The sequence below is a fragment of the Agrobacterium sp. OT33 genome (assembly GCF_017313365.1).
In the GTDB taxonomy this organism is placed as follows: Bacteria; Pseudomonadota; Alphaproteobacteria; order Rhizobiales; family Rhizobiaceae; genus Agrobacterium; species Agrobacterium rhizogenes_A.
The window spans coordinates 43224-61199 of record NZ_JAFLMZ010000009.1 but is presented as its reverse complement, the minus strand read 5'-3'; the positions used below and the strand labels follow the sequence as shown (position 1 = coordinate 61199).

The window sequence follows — 17976 nt, the reverse complement described above, 5'->3', positions numbered from 1 at the left end:
AGAGGGCGTCATGTTATCGACAGCGATGAGAGAGAACCCGCCAATGGCTGGCAGCGAGAGCCGGCCTTACGTGGTTGCGAAGAATCTCTGCAAATATTATCCGATATCCGGCCTTGGTCACCGGGTGGTGAAATCCGTCGACGATGTGTCCCTGACCATCGGCGAGGGTGAGGTGCTCGGCCTCGTCGGCGAATCCGGATGCGGCAAAAGCACCGTCGCCGGGCTGATCACCCGGATGACCCACGCCACCAAAGGCGAAGTCAGCATCGGCGAACACGACATATTGCACATGCAGGGCGAGACGCTGCGGCGCATGCGCCGTGTCGTGCAACTGGTGTTTCAGGATCCGTATTCCGCGCTCGATCCGCGCATGCGTATCGGGCAGAGCATGGAGGCGCCGCTTGCCCAGCATGGTATCGGCACGCGTGAGGAGCGCACGGCGCGCGTTTTCAGGATGCTGGAAGAGGTCGGCCTCGACTCATCGTTTTTCGACCGTTACCCGAGCCAGTGTTCCGGCGGACAGTTACAGCGTGTGGTCATCGGCCGCGCTCTGCTTCTCAATCCGAGCTTCCTTGTCTGTGACGAGCCGACATCGGCGCTTGACGCCTCCATGCGCACGCAGATTCTTAACCTGCTGATGGACATGAAACGCCGTCATGGCCTGACCGTTCTGATGATTTCCCATGACCTGCGCGTGGTGCGTTATCTCTGCGATCGCATCGCGGTGATGTATCTCGGGCGGATCGTTGAAATCGCTGACCGGGAAGAGCTTTTTCGTGCGCCGAAACATCCCTACACCAAGGCTTTGATCGCCTCGTCGATGTTGGATGAAACCGGGCTTTATGCGCCGGAAATGCTGCTGGATGGTGATCTGCCGAGCCCCCTGAACCCTCCCGGCGGCTGCAAATTTCACACCCGCTGCAAATATGCGACGCCGATCTGCGGCGAAAAGGAGCCGGTTCTGGAGGGTGTTGCGGGTGAGCATTTCGCACGCTGCCACCACTGGCGCGAATGGGGCTGAAGCATGAAGCAGTTACAGTTCTGCGCCTTGGTAAAAACAGATGAATCGTGCGTCTGAGATTTAATATCAGAATTATATTTCGAGTATAGAAACGTAAAATGAATGATATTCGGATGGATATTCTTTTGTCTTGCGACTTAAGGATATTTAATCGGAAAATTCGTGAAGATAAATGGATTGTGAGCATTATCATCAAAAATAAAAGGGGAATATTCTATGATGAAGCACGCACTTTGGGCGACATGCGCCATCGTGGCCTCGTTTGGAGCCGATGCGGCAAAGGCCGCGACAATTACCTATGACGATAATTTCGGGGTGAAGACCGGCTGGCAGATGGCGTCCGACGACGCTTATCTCGGCTCGCGGGCAGGATGTTTCGAGAGCCTGATACGTGTCGGTTACGACATGAAACTGGAGCCGAGTCTGGCTGAATCCTGGACGCAGACCGACCCCAAGGTGTGGGAATTCAAACTGCGCAAGGGCGTCAAATTCCAGAACGGCGAAGCGCTCGATGCCAGGGCCGCAGTCAATGCTCTTACCAATCTTTTGGAGGCTCCGGTTCCGGCCCGCGCCTTTTCGCCCAAACTGATCGCCTCGGTCGAGGCCGGCGGCGATGATATCGTCCGGATAACGACGATCGAGCCCTCGGTGTTGCTGCCGGCACAGATGGCGAGCCCCGCCACCTCCATTCTCGCACCCGCCGCCTACAAGGACGGCAAGGTCGATCCGGTCGGAACCTGCACCGGACCTTTCAAGATCACGGAAGTTGATCCCAGCCAACATATGATACTGACCGCCAATCACGATTACTGGGGCGGAATGCCGAAGCTTGCGGGTGGCCGCGTGAACTTCGTTCCCGATGCCGACACCCGTGCCACCCAGGCCCGAACCGGAGAAGCGCAGATTTCGCGCCTCGTTCCGCCATGGACCGTCAAGACAATCGAATCCACCGACGGCGTCAAGGTCGCGCCGATCCCGTCGCCCCGCATCACGGAACTGCTGCTGAACAATTCCAGGCCGCCTTTCGACAATCTCAAGGTGCGTCAGGCAATCCAGGCCGCCATCGATACGGGCGGCATCGCCGACAGCATCTATGAAGGCGCAGTCAAGGGTGCGGCCATGCCCTTTGCGGCGGGTGAGCCCTGGGCCGCCGAAGAAAACAAGCCCGCCTATGACGTGGAAAAGGCCAAGGACCTGCTGAAGGAAGCGGGAGTGGCTCCCGGCAGCCTGAAGGTCACGCTGCTCGCCTACACGGCAAAAACGGAACTGAAGGATGTCGCGGCGATCATTCAGGCGCAGCTGCAGGAACTCGGCATCAAGGTTGATGTCCGCGTGGCTGACTATAGCGCGATCGAACCCGACCTTCTGGCCGGCAAGTTCGACATGGCACTGCTGTCGCGCGGTTATGCCACCGATGTCGCCGAACCGGCCGGTTTCCTCAATGCGGACTATACCTGCGGCGGCAGTTACAATATCTCGCATTATTGCAACGAGGCGACGGACAAGCTGATCAAATCCGCCTATGCCACGGCCGAACCCGCCGGTCGCTACGCCATATACAGCGAAGCGGCGAAGAAGATTTACGACGAAGCCGTCTCCGTCTTCCTCATCCATGAGACCGTGTTCGACGCCTATTCGGCCAAGCTCGAAAACTACAGGCCCCATCCGCTCAACTATTTTGTCATGACCAAGGATCTCGCAACGAAATAAGCTGGCGCGATATTGTCGATAACAGGGAGACCCGGCTTTGAAAGAGCCGGGTCTTTTTATGGCAAATCGGAGAGCCTCTCCTCGGTCATGACGTCCGTGAGGCCGCGTCCAGCCATGGCACCTCCGCGCCGTGAAAAGGATTTCCCGCGATCAGGAACCTGATCACGCGGTAGCTGGAAGGTGGAGAACTGGCGAAAGGAGAGGGCATCTGCTGTCTGCGAAGACAGGAGGGACGAGCGCAGGCATCGTCCAAAATCCGTCACACAAATTCAGCGTGACGCGGGGCAGGCAGGATGATCCGGCGGCTGCGGGGATACGCGCCGCCGGCATTTCTTTCGATCAGGCGCGTGCTTCCGGCGTGTAGCCTGCGGCGGTGATGATTTCGGCAATACGGGCCGCGTCGGAAACGCCGCCGACGACGACGGTGCGGCTTGCGGGATCGGCATGCACGGCGGCACCGGGAACGGTCTTTTCGATCGCGCCCTTGATCACCCCGGCGCAGTGACCACAGGTCATGTCTTCAACATGGAAAGAAAGGTCTGCATCAACCGGTGCCGTGGTGGTTTCGGCATGATGCTGGTGAGCGGTGCACATGGGGTGGTTCTCCTTGGTTGGGAATTCGTAACCGGGAGAGCCTGGACTATTCCAACGTGGGAAGGTCAAGCGCTTTATTCACGCAGGTGAGGCGATCTCAGTTCTTCCAGAAAATCGGCATCAGCAGCACCAGAACCGTCAGGATTTCCAGGCGGCCGAGCAGCATCAGGACCGACAGGAGATAAAGCGCGGGGTCGCTGATGGTGGAGAAATTGCCCGCCGGTCCGATGATCGGCCCGATGCCGGGGCCGACATTGGCAAGCGAGGTCGCCACCGCCGAGGTGGCGGTGAGGAAATCATAACCCATCAGGCTCATGGCAAGGCTGCCGCCGATCCACAGCGCGATGAAACAGCTGACGAACAGGAAGATCGTCCTGATCGTATCGGGATCGACCACCTGTTGGCCATAACGCACCGAATAGACGGCGTTCGGATAGATCAGCTTCTTCAGACCGGCGCGCACGACGTTGAAGATGATGAGAAAACGGTAGGCCTTGATGCCGCCCGCCGTCGAGCCGGAACAGCCGCCCATGAAGGTGGCGAAAAAGGCGACGACGACAACGAAAGGCCCCCAGAGCGTGTAGTCATCGCTGGCGAAGCCGCCGGTCGACAGGATCGACGTCATGTTGAAGAAGGAATGGCTGAGCGCGTCGTCCAGCGGCACGCCGTTCCTGAAATGATGGTAGACGCCGACCGCAATCGAGATGGCGCAGAGATAGCCGAGAAAGACGGCGATCTGCGGGTCGCGCAGCGTCTCCAGCCGGCGGCGCACCGCAAGCAGGATCATGACCGAAAAGGGCAGACTGCCGAAGATCAGGAAGATGGTGGCGATCCACAGCAGCGCGGTATTGTTGAAATAGGCGAAAGAGGCGTCGTGGGTAGAAAACCCGCCGGTCGCGACCGTCGACATGGCATGGTTCAGCGCATCGAAATGCGACATGCCGGCAAAATCATAAGCGATGGTGCAGGCCAGCGTCATGATAATGTAGATCGCCACGAAGGCCCGGGTAAAGCTTGCCAGCCGCGCGAAGGGCCGGTCATTGCCCGTGTCGGAGGATTCCATGCGGAAGAAGGTCATGCCGCCGACACGCAGGAGCGGCAGGATGAAGAGACCGAGCGCGACGATACCGATGCCGCCCAGCCAGCACAGAAGCGACCGCCACAGAAGAATGCCCTGCGGCGCGTTGTCGAGGCCCGAAATCGCGGTCGATCCCGTCGTGGTGATGGCGGAGACGGATTCGAACAGCGCCTGGCCGGGCGTCAGGTCGAGTTGTGACAGGTAGAGCGGAACCGCACCGACGATGGAAAACACCAGCCAGAGAATATTGACGAGCAGGAAGCCGAAACGCTTGTTGAAGGACGCGATCGGCCCGCGGGTGGCGAGCGCGCAGGCGAGAGCGAAGCCGCCGCACATAAAGCCGGACAGCGCAAACACCATCCAGTCGTCATTGCCGTAATAAAGATCCGTCAGCGCGGGCAGGAACATGGCCGTCGCGAGATAGAGCCCGAAGATGGACGCCACATAAATGACCGAGCGCAGAAGGTTGCTGTTCAAGAAATGAAACCCAGAGTTCGTGGCCGCGCTGAAATGAGTCTTTGTCTCCGACGCCTTCCTATGGCATAGCGGGTGCCATTATGAATTTCAATGGATTGACAATCGTGGACAAGCAGCTTGTGGAGGCAGCGCGGCGGGAAGTGCGGGAGATATTCCCGGAAACGCCGTTGCAGTTGAATGAACATCTCAGCCGTCGGTATGGCGCGTCGATTTGGCTGAAGCGTGAGGATCTGTCCCCGGTTCGTTCCTACAAGATTAGAGGCGCATTCAACTTTCTCCGCAAGGCGGTGGCGAAGGCTGGCAAGGACAAGGTTTTCGTCTGTGCTTCCGCCGGCAACCATGCCCAGGGCTTTGCTTTCGCCTGCCGTCATTTCGGCGTTCACGGTGTCGTTTTCATGCCGGTGACGACGCCGCAGCAGAAGATCGACAAGACCCGTATCTTCGGTGGCGAATTCATCAGCATCCGTCTGGTGGGCGATATATTCGACCAGTGTTATGCGGCTGCGCGCAAGCATGTCGAGGATAATGACGGCTATATGGTGCCGCCTTTCGACCATGAGGATATCATCGAGGGACAGGCGACTGTCGCCGCCGAGATCATGGACCAGCTGCCGGAAGGCACGAAGCCTGACATCGTCGTCATGCCGGTCGGCGGCGGCGGTCTCTCGGCCGGCCTTTCGGGTTTTCTGGCCGGCACGGTCGACAGGGAAAACTTCGTGTTCTGCGAGCCGGAAGGCGCGCCCAGCCTGAAGAAGAGCCTTGAACGCGGCGAGCCGGTGACGCTCACCAAGGTCGACAATTTTGTCGATGGCGCAGCCGTTGCCCGCATCGGCGACCTGAACTTCAAGGCACTGAAGGATTTCCCGGCCGAGCAGGTGATGCTCATCGCGGAAAACGCCATCTGTGTCACGATCATCGAGATGCTGAACCTCGAGGGCGTGGTGCTGGAGCCGGCGGGGGCGCTCGCCATCGCCGCGCTGGAAAAGCTCGGTCGCGAGAGGCTGGAAGGCAAGACGGTCATCGCCGTCGTCTCCGGTGGCAATTTCGATTTCGAGCGCCTGCCGGATGTGAAGGAACGCGCCATGCGTTACACCGGCGTGAAGAAATATTTCATCCTGCGCCTGCCGCAGCGCCCCGGCGCGCTGCGCGATTTCCTCAACCTGCTCGGTCCGGACGATGATATCGCCCGTTTCGAATATCTGAAGAAATCGGCCCGCAACTTCGGCTCGATCCTGATCGGCATTGAAACCAGCGCCAAGGAGAATTTCGCAGGACTGCTGGAGCGTTTCGAGGCCGCCGGTCTCGGTTATGAGGATATTACCGAAAACGAAATCCTGTCGAACCTGATCATCTGATCGGAAAGCGAACGGCAGGGAAGGGCGGATCACCTCCGCCCTTCAAACGTGACAAGATTGAGGGAGTGAAAGCCATGGCATCGTTTTTTTCCAAAATCCTCTCGGCCTTCGGCTCGGGGCAACCATCTTCCGATGCGCCGCAGAAGACCGCTCAGGTGGAGCCGCATGCGCATGGCGACTATCTGATCTACGCGACGCCGATCAAGGAAGGCGGCCAGTTCCGTCTCGCGGGCCGCATCGAGAAAAAGGCCGGGGAGGAAGTGCTGGTGCATGAATTCGTCCGTGCCGATGTCTTCACCAGCCTGGACGATGCGGTGGAGTTCACGATCCGCAAGGCGAAACTGATCATCGACCAGAACGGTTCATCGCTTTTCCCAGGAAAATGATGACGTTTTCTTCCCTCGGACATTAAGATTCCGTTGGTTGCTTGGGCCTATCGTCCTTGAAGGGCATGGAGTCGCGCCGATAGACCGGCGCGGTGTGGATCGACGGGGCGTGCGCCGATGCAATGGGCAAATCTGGCCCTCTTTCTGACGGAGGCCATCGTCTATTTTTCGGTAATGACGGCATTCCTTCATTACCGGCATATTCTCGGCATCGGTGTCTTTCTCACCGCGCTGGGCGTCATGCATTTCATGGAAACCTATCTGGCCGCCGTCTTTTATGTCGGCCTGCCGTTCGGCGTCGCTTCGCCCGGTTCCTCCATCCTTTTTGCCGGCAAGCTGATGATGATCCTCATGCTCTATATGCGCGAGGATGCGGCCGTTGTGCGCCAGCCGATCTACGGCCTGTTTCTCGGCAATATATTGACCGTCATCATGGCGCAGATCATCCATTTTCATCAGACGGAGGCGATCGTTCCCGGACAGTCGGTCAGTGCCGGCTTTCTCGATGAGATGGGCGCGCTGATGGTCTGGGGAACCAGCCTGCTTTACATTGACGCCATCGCCATCATCCTGCTTTACGAAAAGCTGGGGCGTTATCTGCAGCGCCATATCGTCCTGCGCTTCGCGCTCTGCGGCGTCGTCATCCTCAGCTTCGACCAGGCCGGTTTTTACGGGGTTCTGCGATTCCTGTTCAATGCGCCGGTCGATGTCTTCTACGACGGCTGGAAGGCGAAGATGGCGGCGGTTGCGATCTATTCGCTGCTCTTTGCCATCTATCTCTGGCTGACCTCGGCCAAGGGACGTTTTCTGACACGCCGCAGCGTTGCCGATGTCTTCAATGATTTGACTTTCAGGGAGCGCTACGAGGAGCTCTTGTCCCGCTCGGGCCGCGACATGCTGACGGGTGTGTCGGACCGCGCCCGCATGGAGCTCGATGCGCCCTCGGTCGTCGTGGAATGTCTGGAGAAACAACGGCCGGTCAGTGTGCTGATCGTCGACATCGATCACTTCAAGACCGTCAACGATACCTTCGGGCATTTGCAGGGCGACGAGATATTGCGGGAATTCGCCGCCGTGCTGAAACGCACGGTGCATCCGCACGGCCATCTGTATCGCTTTGGTGGTGAGGAGTTCGTGGCGCTCCTGCCGGCGATGGCGCATGAGGCGGCCCTTGCCTTTTCGGCCAGTCTCAGGGCTGCGATCCTTGCGGACCTGCAGCGGCCGGATGGTTCGCCGCTGACCGTCAGCATTGGTGTCGCCACGGCCTTCGAGGACGGGCAGCTTTTCCGCGCGCTTCTGTCAGAAGCCGATGCGCGGCTTTATGCGGCAAAAAACAACGGCCGGGACCAGGTCCACGGCCGTTTTGGCATGTGGGAAGGCTGATACCGGCAATCCCGCCGGCATCAGCCTTCCGTTCAATGTGCCTCAGGCGGCCTGTGCCAGTTCGGCAACCTTGGCGCCAGCGGCGGCAATGGCCTTCTCGACGGCTTCCGGGCCGAACGCCAGACCTTCCACGTAGATGACTTCCACATCCGTCATGCCCATGAAACCAAGAACGGTCTTGAGGTAGGGAACGGCATGGTTCATCGAAACGGCTGGGCCTTCGGAATAAACGCCTGCAGCGGCAAGCACGATGTAGACCTTCTTGCCGGTGGCGAGGCCGACCGGACCCGTCTCGGTGTATTTGAAGGTCTGGCCGGCGCGGGCGACGTTGTCGATCCACGACTTCAGGCCGGAATAGATGTTGAAGTTGATGAGGCCGGTGCCGATGACGACGGTGTCGGCGGCCATAAGCTCGGCAACCAGCTTGTCGGAATATTCAGCCGCAACCGCTTCTTCAGCGGTACGCTGGTCGGCCGGCTTGCGGATTGCAGCCGTCTTGACGGTGTCGAGGTGCGGAATGGGATCGGCGGCGAGATCGCGGTGGACAAGGGTGTTGGAAGCAGACTTGGCCTTCAGCTTGCTCGCGAGTTCACCGGAAAACTTGTTCGAAACCGATTCGTCGCCACGCGGGCTGGAGGTGATGAGAAGAATGTTGGACATGGTCTTTCCTTGCATATGCGATGAATTGACGGGCGCCTTGGGAGGGCGGGAGAGCACGATGCCCTTCCTTTGCGCTCTATATGAAAAATTACTGCCATCAAGAAAACTGTGATAATATGGAAACAATCTATCGATGAAATGGATGGGACATGGACGCGAACCCGACGCTCGATCAATTGCAGGTATTTTTGACGGTTGCCGAGACCGGCAGTTTTTCGGCCGCGTCGCGGGCGCTCAATCGCGCCCAGTCGGTCGTCAGCTACACCATCGCCAATCTCGAGGCGCAGCTTGAAGTGACGCTGTTCGAGCGCAGCGGCGTGCGCCAGCCGAAGCTGACGGATGAGGGCCGCGCCATGCTGGAGGATGCGAGGCGCATTGTCGCCGGCCTGCAGGAAATGCGCGCCCGCGCCAAGGGGCTGAAGCAGGGGCTTGAAGCGGAACTGTCCGTCGCCATCAGCACCATGGTTCCGGCGGAAGCCGTCGTTGCGGTTCTGCGGGATTTTCGCGAACAATTCCCCACTGTCACCCTCAGCCTCAATGTCGGTGAGCTGGGTATGGTGATGGAGATGGTGCTCTCCCGCAAGGCGGGCATCGGCATCGGCGGGGCGCTGATGCGCCAGGATGATGAACTGGTCGTCGAAAAAGTCGGCCATTCCTTCATGCTGCCGGTCGTCGCTGCGGATCATCCACTGGCGCAGATCGAGCGGCCGCTGGCCCTGGCGGATGTGCGTGAGGAAGTCCAACTCGTGGTCACCGATGCTTCGGGCCTCACGAAAGGACGCGATTTTAATGTGCTTTCCTACAAGACATGGCGGGTGAGCGATATCGCCACGAAATACCAGCTGATCAAGGGCGGTCTGGGGTGGGGCGGCCTGCCCGCATCGATCGTCCGCAACGACCTGACCAATGGCAGCCTGAAGGCCCTTGAACTCGAAGCCTATGAACAGGGCGAATATCCACTCTTTGCACTGCGGCGGGTGGATTCACCCGCAGGTCCCGCAGGTCAGTGGCTCGCCGAAGCTTTCCAGCAGCGCCTGTCAGCCTGCCCGAACCACAAGGATTTCAGTGGGATGCTGGAGGCGAACAAGCAGAGGAATATTGCTGTCGCCGCAGAGTGACATCGGCTGTCGGCACGACAATCACGCATGGTCTGGAAGAGTGCCGCTTGTTTCTTTTCCCCGCCGGGAAGACGAAATGGGCGGCAACCTCGTGTTACACCACTACAGGGCCAATTGACGGCAGCGAACGGTCTGCCTATACCTGACCACGGTCAGCAGTTCACCGAGGCATCGCCGTCCCGCAAGGGAAGCTAAACCTGCATCTCGAATAATTGACAGCACTTATCCCGTGCCTTGTCGGAAGCCGGCGATCAGCGACACCTTTCGGAATGGCACGTGAGGATAAGTCATGCCACGTTCGATCCTTTCCATTGATATCGCCGACCTCTCGACTTTTGCAAAATCGCTGCGCGAACAGATCGGCAGGCTGGAGCGCCAGCCAAGCCATGTGGAGATGCTCAATCTTCTGAGCCGGGCCGCAGGCTTCCGCAATTTCCAGCATCTGCGCGCATCCCGCACGGTGCCGCCCGCCGAAGGTGGGCCTGCGACGCCCGAGACGATGCCGGCCGTCAACGAGGGCAGGGTGCTGAAGACCGCGCGAATTTTTGATGCCGCCGGCAGGTTGGCGCAATGGCCTTCCCGCCGCGCGCAGCAGGAGCTGTGCCTCTGGTATCTATGGGCGAAAATTCCCGCCGGACGGAGCTTTTCCGAACGCGAGTTCAGCAGTTTTCTGGATGGCCTGCACCGGTTTGGGGACGCCGCGATGCTGAGGCGCGACATGGTCGGCCTGAAGCTCATCCGTCGCAACCGCGATGGCAGCGATTATCGGCGCATCGAGCAGAAGCCACCATTGGAACTGCCGCTTCTGCTGCGAACGCTCGGTGGGCGCGATTGAGGGGATAGCCCTCGGTATTGCCGATGGTTTCCATCAAACTCGGCGTCATCATCGGGCTTGTCCCGAGGATCTGCTACGGATTGATTTTGTTGACCTGGTTAGATCCTTGGGACAAGCCCAAGGATGGCGGCAGAGCTTCCCCCCTGCCGCCAGCAGCAGAACGGCCGAAGCCCTCAAAGAACCAGACGGAACTTCGCGAAACCTTCAGCGCCGTCACCGGCATCCTCGATTTTCGCGCCCTTGATATCCGCCGCATAGTGGCGGCCCTTGGGGCCGGTCTCGAAGATTGCCGTGGTATTGGCAACCGGTGCGAACGACCAGTTGGCATCCGCCGAAGGGTTGATGGTGCCCTGGTCGACGATATAGCGCACGATCACGTCGCGGTTGGTGTCGGGGGCCACGAAGATCACCTTGTCGGCGGCGATATCCGGGAACTTGCCACCGCCGCCGGCGCGGTAATTATTGGTGGCCACCACGAATTTCTGCTCGGGATCGATCGGCTTGCCTTCAAATTGCAGATTGACGATGCGGTTGCTGTCGGGATTGACCGCATTGCCGTCCTTGTCGAATTTCGCCGGCTTGGAAATGTCGATCTGATAGGTGACGCCGTCGATGACATCGAAATTATAGGACGGGAAATCGGCGTTCAGCAGCGGCGCGTCCTTCGCACCGGCCTCGACCGTATTGAACATGCCAGCCGACATTTCCAGCCAGTTCTTCACCTGCGCACCGTTGACCAGCACCGCCTGCACCGTGTTGGGGTAGAGGTAAAGATCGGCGACGTTCTTGATGGCGATGTCACCGGCGGGGACATCGGTATAATAATCAGCGCCGCCGCGACCGCCGGACTTGAAGGGCGCCGCCGCCGAAAGCACCGGCAGGTCCTTGTATTGTCCTTCCTTCAGCATGTCCTTGATGTACCAGGTCTGGGCATTGGAGACGATCTGCACGGAGGGGTCATCGGCCACCAGCGCGAAATAGGAATAGAGCGGGGCGGATGTCTTGCCGACGGGGCGGCGCACATAGGCAAGGGCTGCTTCGTGATCGGCCTTGGCGGCGGCGAGCACCTCTGCCTTGTCGGTGAAATCGGCGACGATCTTGCGGTTTTCGTCGCGGTGATAGATCGGCCGGGCTTCGGAGGTGAAATCGACGATCTTCCAGCTCTTGCCATCCTTTTCGAGCAGCAGGTCGATGAGGCCCATATGCGAGCCCCAGAAACCGGCCATGACCGCCGGCTTGCCCATCAGCGTGCCCTTGACGGCATCCGCACCCTCGATGCCGTCCCAGGTCTTCGGACCGGGGAAGACGAGATGCTGGTGGCCGGTGAAGATGGCGTCGATGCCTTCGACACCTGCCAGATAAAGCGAGGCGTTTTCCATGCGCTCGGTCTGGCCCTTGCCGTCGATACCGGAATGGGAGAGGGCGATGACGATATCGGCGCCTTCTTCCTTCATGACAGGCACCCATGCTTTCGCCGCCTCGACGATGTCACGGGTCTGCGCCTTGCCTTCGAGGTTCTTGGAATCCCACATCATGATCTGCGGTGGCACGAAGCCGATAATGCCGACCTTGACCGGGCTCGTCACGCCACCGCCGTCGCGGATCTGCTTTTCCAGAATGACGTAGGGCTTGAAGAACAGCTCGTCGTTTTTCGGATCGGAAGCCAGCTGACCCTTGGTGAGGTTGGCGCAGACGTAAGGGAAACCGGCGCCGGCCAGCGTGTTCGACATGTAGTCGAGGCCGTAATTGAATTCGTGGTTGCCGAGCGTGCCGCAATCATAACCCAGCACGTTCATGGCGTTAATGACGGGGTGCTTGTCGCCGGCCTTCATGCCGCGCTCATAGGCTATATAGTCGCCGAGCGGATTGCCCTGCAGGAAGTCGCCATTATCCACCAGCATCGAGTTTCCGGCTTCGGCGCGGATCTTGTCGATGATCGAGGCCGTGCGCGAAAGCCCCATCGTGTCGTTCGGCTTGTCGGCATAATAATCGTAGGGAAAGACGTGAACATGGATATCAGTCGTTTCCATGATGCGCAGATGCGCCTGATTGGCGGCGGCGCGGGCGGCGAAGGGATGCAGCATCACCAGCGCCGAGGAGGCCGCAATGCCGCCGAGAAGCGAACGGCGGGTGATAGGGTGGAGAGCGAGAAGCGACGACATGGGAACTCCTTGGGATGAAGCTTGCGCTGTCATGGAAAGCGACAGGGTAGAAGCAATCGCCGAGGAGTCCATCACCAAAATGACAGGGCGGTGACAGACGGACCCGTTTTCAACCGTTTGATAAATTTTTTGTCATTGCAGCACGGCGCGCAGGTTGCCATTGCGGGAATGCGCTCCGTTCGGCCGGCGCATTCCGGTTTTCGGCACTTGCCGGATCAGCGGGCGAGCGTCGGTTTCACTTCCTCGTGGAAGAAGCGGAAATAGGAGGAGAGCTGCGCCAGCGTGTTGGTGGAAAGCTTAAGCTGCAGGCCGAGACGGTTCTGGTGCTGCCACTGCACGACGCCTTCGATGAAGCCCAGATCCTCGCTCTGCACCTTGACCCGGCTACCCTTGGCAGCCGCGAAAGGCCCGTCCAGCTCGAGTGCCATCCCCGTCGCGGAAAGATCGACGACGCGGCCCCTGGTCGACTGGCTGAAATAGTGCACGGTCGCGAAGATTCTCGTCTTGCTGCGCGGTGCGCTGCGGGTCGCCATGTTGAGGTTGTTTGTCATTTTGCTGCTCAAATAAATTGTTTCCGATAGCTGCATCATGGTGCGGAAAGCTTGAGAGCCGTTTAGTGCTTTGCTTAAAATTGCAGATAATAGCCGATTATTCTGTGTCGATACGGCACTGATAGCAATTGTTGCGGGCAGAACGCACATGCACATAGGCAACATCCGTGCGTTCGAGAAGGCGCCGTGCGCGTGACACGATTTCGCCCGTCGCCGTCACCGCGCCGGTGCCGTAAACGATGCGGTCGTCGGCGCCATATCCGCGGATGATGTAATCCGGGCTGTTCAGCATCGGTGGAACGGTCTGCGTTTGCGGATAGCGCGCGCAGGCATCTGCATGCAGAAATATGGGCCCCGTTTCCGCATAGGGTTGCAGCGAAGGAAAGGGCCGGTAGGCGAGGATCAGCATTCTTTCCCCTTCACCGATCTGTGAAAGACAATGGCGGCAGGGCATGCCGCCCGGTGAAACGGCCTGTTCCGGCGGGTTGCCATAGGCGTCGGGCGCTCCCGCCCGGAAGGCCTCGGCTTCGTTAGCCGGCATTGCAGTAAAGACGAGATTGGCCATGACAGGCTCCTTCCGGTTCGGGATCGGCGTTGCTTGTTTGCAGCTATGATCCCGAAATGGAGCACTATCCACCCGATTCTTGACAGGCGATGCAACCAGCCCATTGCGTCATTCGTTAGCTTCGGGAATCAGTGACGCTCCTCGTTTCCGGAAGGTCTGATTTTATGTTGCGTCGTTTTCTGGCCGCCGTTCCGCTGGCTTTCGTTTCGTTGACGGCTCCGATCGAGGCGAAGGCACAGCTTGCCTCCGGTCTTGATGGCCTGTCCGACGACCAGCTGCAGCAGGCGGTCAATTTCGTCATCGGCAACGCGATCTTCTCGCTCTATCACGAGGGCGCGCGCATGCTGATTTCGGATTTCGGCACGCCGCATACCGGCAGCGCGCAGGCCCCGGCCGACCAGCTGGCGGGCACGCTCATCCTTCAGGCCAATGAGGAGTGGCTCGATACCGCGCTCGTCAACGCCACAGACAGCTGGTATCTGGCGCGGGAAGCAGAGACCTTGCCCGAGCACGAAGCACCGGTCTTTTCCGCGCTGGTGCCGGACAGGAGCCGCGACCGCAACATGGCCTGTCTGATGGTCGGCCGCGACAAGGACGGTTATGGCGATCTGGCCGCCATGATGGGGCTGGACAATGCACAGTTCGGCAAATGCGCTGCCGCCTATCCGGGCGTTGCTTCGGCCTGGGAGAATTTTCTCGCGCCCTACCGCAGCCAGACGTCGTCCAAATTCACCATCAGCTACGTGCCGCCGCGCGATCCCGAGCTTGAACCCTATGCCATCATGGTCAGGGAATCGAAGGTCCTCGATCTCATCAGCCGCAGCTTCGGCGCTTATGCCCTGAAGGGGGACGTCAAGCTGACGGCCAAATCCTGCGGCCGTCCCGATGTCTACTGGTCGGCGGAAAAACGCGAAATCACCTATTGCTACGAGCTTGGCAAGTTTCAGGCGGAACTGATTGCCGATCACCTGCTGAACACCGTCACGGAAGACAAAGGTGCCGCCGGCGGGCAAATCCCGACGGCCGCTGTTAATCTGGAACGGGAAATCTGAGGCCGGTCGCCCGACGCTGGTGATCTGCCTCCTGAAATGGGAGGAGAGTGCCATGCCGAAGGTTGTCGTTCGCAATTTCGCCATTTCGCTTGACGGATATGGCGCAGGACCGGACCAAAGCCTGCGGAACCCGTTGGGTGTGAACGGCGAAGAGCTGCACCAATGGGCCTTCAAGACCCGTACCTTTCACCGCATGTTCGGCAAGGACGGCGGTTCGACCGGCACGGACGAGGATTTTTCCGAAAAGAGCTTCGAGAATATCGGCGCGTGGATTCTGGGGCGTAACATGTTCGGTCCGGTGCGCGGCGCATGGCCGGATGAAAGCTGGAAGGGCTGGTGGGGCGAGGAGCCGCCCTATCACGTTCCGGTTTTCGTCCTGACGCATCATGCGCGCCCGTCCTTCACGATGAAGGGCGGCACCGTGTTTCATTTCGTCACCGACGGCATCGAGGCGGCCCTCGACAGGGCGCTGGCGGCGGCGAACGGCAAGGATGTCCGTATCGGCGGTGGCGTTTCCACCATCCGGCAATATATGGCGGTGGGCATGATCGATGAGCTGCACTTGGCGCTCGCGCCGGTTTTTCTCGGCAAGGGGGAGTTGCTTTTCGAAGGGCTGGACTTGCCCGCGCTCGGTTACCGCTGCACGGGAACGGTGGCGGGCGAGGGCGCGACGCACCTGATTATCGACAAGGCGTGAGGGCTGCGCCGTTCAAGGTATCCTCACCAACACCGTGTGGCTGTTTCCTGCGCTGACATTTTCCGCACCCTTATTCCTGTGCTGGTCACAGAAATAAGGGGAGTGAAGTGATCGGGAACGGCACATGCGGCACCCGATCAGCCGAAACCTCAATTGCGCAGCGAAATTTCCAGAAGCTCGGTATCGGCAAGCGGCTCCACCCAGGCCTCGTAGGTGCCGACGGGTGAAAAGCCCATCATCTGGTAAAGCTGCAATGCGCGCGGATGGTCGAGCGTGTTGGTGGTCACCGTCACTCGCTGCGGATTGTCCTGCCAGGCGGCGTAAAGCGCCTGCAACAGGAACCACTTGCCGACGCCTGCACCGATCGCCTCTTCGAGCAGCCCGAAATAGGAAAGCTCGGTCACATCGTCGCTCGCCTTGTGCAGTTCGAAGAAACCGGCGGGCGCGCCGTTCATGTAGAGAACCGTGACGCTGTTTTTCGGATCGCGCAGGATGGCGGAAAGCTCGGCATCGCTCATCCGCATGCGCTTTTGCCAGTGCCAGCGTTTCCCCACCCGCCAGTAGAGATAGCGGTAGAAATGCAGGGGAATATTGTTGACGCGCATCAGTGCCGTCTGGATGTTGACGGGGATCGGCAGGCTGACCTTCGGTGGCGCGGTCATTTCCAGCTGCGTCACATGCGCTTTCAGGGGGCCGTGCGAAATGGCGGGCAGGGGATCGGCAGCGCCGGTCACAACAGGCGTATCCTGCAATCCACCCCATTCCGACCAGGAACCGTCATAAAGCGAGTTGTCGGAATGGCCGAGCGATTCCAGCGCCAGCGTGATGACCGCGGCTGTGACGCCCGAGCCGCAACTGGTGACGACGGGCTTCGAAAGATCGATGCCGGCATCGGTCACCATCTTGCGGATGGCGGTGAGGTCCTTGAAGTGGCCGTTTTCGGAAAAGGCTGTCGCGGGCAGGCTGCGTGCGCCGGGCATATGGCCGGAACGCATGCCGGCACGCGGCTCGGCCTCGTCACCGGTGAAGCGGCCTGCGCCGCGGGCATCGGCGATCTGCTTTTCGCCGCTGTCGACAATGCCGCGCATGGCGCCAAGCGAGGTTACGCGCTTCTCGTTGAAATCAGGCGTAAAGGTTGCGGGTTCGATTTCCGGCGTGCCGGTTTCAAGCGAGCGGCCTTCGTGTTTCCAGCCATCGAGGCCGCCATCCAGCACATAGGCCTTGCGCACGCCCATCACCCGCAGCATCCACCACACGCGCGGCGCGGAAAAGAAGCCGGGGCCGTCATAGACCACGATCGTATCGGCATCGCTGAGGCCAAGCGCGCCGGCCTGTTCCGCGAAGAATTCCGGCGAGGGCAGGGAGTGCGGCAGGCCGGTCGTATGATCGGCGATCTTGTCCTGATCGAAGAAAACGGCGCCGGGCAGGTGACCGGCCGCATATTCTTCCGCGCCGTTGCGCTTGTGCGCCGGCAGATACCAAGAGGCATCAACGACACGAAACCCTGATGTGCCGAGCTGCTTTTCCACCCAGTCCGCCGAAACGACGAAACGGCTCTTATCCGTGCTCACGATGTCTCTCCCGATCTCAGGCAACAGCTTCAGGCGCGCCGAAACGAATGCGGAAGCGCCTGTTCTCCTTGCCCTTCTTTTCTATCTTGGCAATGTGAATATCGCCCACTTCCTGCGTTTCGGAAACATGGGTGCCGCCGCAGGGCTGGCTGTCGATGCTGGAGTTTTCACCGATGCAGACGAGGCTGACCCGGCCAAGGCCCATTGGCGGGCGCACATTCTTGGATTTGACGATGCCCGGATTGGCAGCCAACTCCTCGTCGGTGATCCATTGCAGGAAGACGGGATGGTTGGCTTTCACCAGCTCCATCAGCTTGGCCGTCACCTCATCCTTGTCGATGGTTTCCGACATGTCGAAATCGACACGCGATTCGTCCTCGCCGACGGCAGCGCCGGTGATCGGCCACTGGCAGACGACGGAGAGCAGATGGCAGGCGGTGTGCATGCGCATCAGCTTGTAGCGGCGCGGCCAGTCCACATGCAGGGTCAGCTTTTCGCCGATTTCAGGCGAGGGCTGGCCTTCAAGCGGCACATGGACGATTACGCTCTTGTCGGCACCGTTTCTGGTGATGCCGAGTTCGATGCGCGAACCATCCGCCCGCTCGAGAAAACCGCTATCGCCCGGCTGGCCGCCGGAGGTCGCATAAAAGCAGGTCTGGTCGAATTCTATGCCGCCATCCTCATGCACCGCCGTGACGATCGCTTCTGCGGTGGAAAGATAAAAATCGTCACGGAACAGGGCATTCACAGGCATTTCGGCA

17 protein-coding genes are annotated in these 17976 nt (G+C 59.8%); 9 read left to right on the top strand and 8 right to left on the bottom strand.

Annotated features, from left to right (window positions below):
- Positions 1-10 precede the first annotated feature (10 nt).
- On the top strand, positions 11-1021 hold the full coding sequence (locus tag JZX88_RS20595; protein ID WP_065115390.1) for an ABC transporter ATP-binding protein: 1011 nt from the start codon (positions 11-13) through the stop codon (positions 1019-1021).
- A gap of 216 nt (positions 1022-1237) precedes the next feature.
- Entirely contained in the window at positions 1238-2731 is a 1494-nt protein-coding gene (locus JZX88_RS20590; protein WP_206914577.1) for an ABC transporter substrate-binding protein, read from the top strand.
- Positions 2732-3070: 339 nt separating this feature from the next.
- On the opposite strand, the gene JZX88_RS20585 is transcribed toward JZX88_RS20590, so the two are convergent.
- A complete protein-coding gene (locus JZX88_RS20585; RefSeq protein ID WP_003521591.1) occupies positions 3071-3325 on the bottom strand; it encodes a heavy-metal-associated domain-containing protein in 255 nt (84 codons plus the stop codon).
- Positions 3326-3422: 97 nt separating this feature from the next.
- A complete protein-coding gene (locus JZX88_RS20580) occupies positions 3423-4880 on the bottom strand; it encodes a TrkH family potassium uptake protein (protein WP_065115392.1) in 1458 nt (485 codons plus the stop codon).
- 80 nt (positions 4881-4960) lie between these two features.
- On the opposite strand from JZX88_RS20580, the gene ilvA reads away from it, so the two are divergent.
- The 3 genes from ilvA (at position 4961) to JZX88_RS20565 (ending at position 8004) form a co-directional block, all read left to right on the top strand.
- Entirely contained in the window at positions 4961-6235 is a 1275-nt protein-coding gene (gene ilvA / locus JZX88_RS20575; protein ID WP_110759247.1) for a threonine ammonia-lyase, read from the top strand.
- 74 nt (positions 6236-6309) lie between these two features.
- The gene (locus tag JZX88_RS20570) at positions 6310-6621 is read left to right on the top strand and encodes an HlyU family transcriptional regulator (protein WP_065115393.1); all 312 of its coding nucleotides are present in this window, start codon (positions 6310-6312) and stop codon (positions 6619-6621) included.
- Between the two features lie 117 nt (positions 6622-6738).
- The gene (locus tag JZX88_RS20565) at positions 6739-8004 is read left to right on the top strand and encodes a diguanylate cyclase (protein ID WP_110759245.1); all 1266 of its coding nucleotides are present in this window, start codon (positions 6739-6741) and stop codon (positions 8002-8004) included.
- Positions 8005-8046: 42 nt separating this feature from the next.
- Here the strand turns inward: JZX88_RS20565 and JZX88_RS20560 are convergent, their stop codons facing one another.
- A complete protein-coding gene (locus JZX88_RS20560; RefSeq protein ID WP_065115395.1) occupies positions 8047-8664 on the bottom strand; it encodes an FMN-dependent NADH-azoreductase in 618 nt (205 codons plus the stop codon).
- A gap of 149 nt (positions 8665-8813) precedes the next feature.
- On the opposite strand from JZX88_RS20560, the gene JZX88_RS20555 reads away from it, so the two are divergent.
- On the top strand, positions 8814-9782 hold the full coding sequence (locus JZX88_RS20555) for a LysR family transcriptional regulator (protein WP_065115396.1): 969 nt from the start codon (positions 8814-8816) through the stop codon (positions 9780-9782).
- Between the two features lie 289 nt (positions 9783-10071).
- On the top strand, positions 10072-10617 hold the full coding sequence (locus JZX88_RS20550) for a DUF2087 domain-containing protein (RefSeq protein ID WP_206914576.1): 546 nt from the start codon (positions 10072-10074) through the stop codon (positions 10615-10617).
- Between the two features lie 173 nt (positions 10618-10790).
- Here the strand turns inward: JZX88_RS20550 and JZX88_RS20545 are convergent, their stop codons facing one another.
- From JZX88_RS20545 to JZX88_RS20535, 3 genes are all read right to left on the bottom strand, one after another.
- Positions 10791-12779 (bottom strand): bifunctional 2',3'-cyclic-nucleotide 2'-phosphodiesterase/3'-nucleotidase, encoded by a 1989-nt coding sequence (locus JZX88_RS20545; RefSeq protein WP_206914575.1) that lies wholly within the window; start codon positions 12777-12779, stop codon positions 10791-10793.
- A 215-nt stretch (positions 12780-12994) separates the two neighbouring features.
- The gene (locus tag JZX88_RS20540) at positions 12995-13330 is read right to left on the bottom strand and encodes a PilZ domain-containing protein (protein WP_065116183.1); all 336 of its coding nucleotides are present in this window, start codon (positions 13328-13330) and stop codon (positions 12995-12997) included.
- 97 nt (positions 13331-13427) lie between these two features.
- Complete coding sequence (locus tag JZX88_RS20535) at positions 13428-13895, bottom strand: DUF1203 domain-containing protein (protein WP_206914574.1); 468 nt, start codon at positions 13893-13895, stop codon at positions 13428-13430.
- Between the two features lie 164 nt (positions 13896-14059).
- Between JZX88_RS20535 and JZX88_RS20530 the strand changes: the two genes are divergently transcribed.
- Positions 14060-14947 (top strand): DUF4344 domain-containing metallopeptidase, encoded by an 888-nt coding sequence (locus JZX88_RS20530; protein WP_142855618.1) that lies wholly within the window; start codon positions 14060-14062, stop codon positions 14945-14947.
- 52 nt (positions 14948-14999) lie between these two features.
- Complete coding sequence (locus JZX88_RS20525; protein WP_206914573.1) at positions 15000-15644, top strand: dihydrofolate reductase family protein; 645 nt, start codon at positions 15000-15002, stop codon at positions 15642-15644.
- A gap of 149 nt (positions 15645-15793) precedes the next feature.
- On the opposite strand, the gene sseA is transcribed toward JZX88_RS20525, so the two are convergent.
- Together sseA and JZX88_RS20515 are read right to left on the bottom strand one after the other, a co-directional pair.
- Positions 15794-17215 carry a 3-mercaptopyruvate sulfurtransferase gene (sseA, locus tag JZX88_RS20520; RefSeq protein ID WP_206914572.1) on the bottom strand — a complete coding sequence of 474 codons (1422 nt, stop codon included), beginning with the start codon at positions 17213-17215 and terminating at the stop codon, positions 15794-15796.
- Between the two features lie 16 nt (positions 17216-17231).
- Entirely contained in the window at positions 17232-17969 is a 738-nt protein-coding gene (locus JZX88_RS20515) for an alanyl-tRNA editing protein (RefSeq protein WP_206914571.1), read from the bottom strand.
- Positions 17970-17976: the final 7 nt, after the last annotated feature.

What these genes read in the sequence shown, in the direction of transcription:
- JZX88_RS20595 (WP_065115390.1), top strand. Translation starts at nt 11, where the DNA reads ATGTTATCGACAGCGATGAGAGAGAACCCGCCAATGGCTGGCAGCGAG.
- JZX88_RS20590 (WP_206914577.1), top strand. Translation starts at nt 1,238, where the DNA reads ATGATGAAGCACGCACTTTGGGCGACATGCGCCATCGTGGCCTCGTTT.
- JZX88_RS20585 (WP_003521591.1), bottom strand. Translation starts at nt 3,325, where the DNA reads ATGTGCACCGCTCACCAGCATCATGCCGAAACCACCACGGCACCGGTT.
- ilvA (WP_110759247.1), top strand. Translation starts at nt 4,961, where the DNA reads ATGAATTTCAATGGATTGACAATCGTGGACAAGCAGCTTGTGGAGGCA.
- JZX88_RS20570 (WP_065115393.1), top strand. Translation starts at nt 6,310, where the DNA reads ATGGCATCGTTTTTTTCCAAAATCCTCTCGGCCTTCGGCTCGGGGCAA.
- JZX88_RS20565 (WP_110759245.1), top strand. Translation starts at nt 6,739, where the DNA reads ATGCAATGGGCAAATCTGGCCCTCTTTCTGACGGAGGCCATCGTCTAT.
- JZX88_RS20560 (WP_065115395.1), bottom strand. Translation starts at nt 8,664, where the DNA reads ATGTCCAACATTCTTCTCATCACCTCCAGCCCGCGTGGCGACGAATCG.
- JZX88_RS20555 (WP_065115396.1), top strand. Translation starts at nt 8,814, where the DNA reads ATGGACGCGAACCCGACGCTCGATCAATTGCAGGTATTTTTGACGGTT.
- JZX88_RS20550 (WP_206914576.1), top strand. Translation starts at nt 10,072, where the DNA reads ATGCCACGTTCGATCCTTTCCATTGATATCGCCGACCTCTCGACTTTT.
- JZX88_RS20545 (WP_206914575.1), bottom strand. Translation starts at nt 12,779, where the DNA reads ATGTCGTCGCTTCTCGCTCTCCACCCTATCACCCGCCGTTCGCTTCTC.
- JZX88_RS20540 (WP_065116183.1), bottom strand. Translation starts at nt 13,330, where the DNA reads ATGACAAACAACCTCAACATGGCGACCCGCAGCGCACCGCGCAGCAAG.
- JZX88_RS20535 (WP_206914574.1), bottom strand. Translation starts at nt 13,895, where the DNA reads ATGGCCAATCTCGTCTTTACTGCAATGCCGGCTAACGAAGCCGAGGCC.
- JZX88_RS20530 (WP_142855618.1), top strand. Translation starts at nt 14,060, where the DNA reads ATGTTGCGTCGTTTTCTGGCCGCCGTTCCGCTGGCTTTCGTTTCGTTG.
- JZX88_RS20525 (WP_206914573.1), top strand. Translation starts at nt 15,000, where the DNA reads ATGCCGAAGGTTGTCGTTCGCAATTTCGCCATTTCGCTTGACGGATAT.
- JZX88_RS20515 (WP_206914571.1), bottom strand. Translation starts at nt 17,969, where the DNA reads ATGCCTGTGAATGCCCTGTTCCGTGACGATTTTTATCTTTCCACCGCA.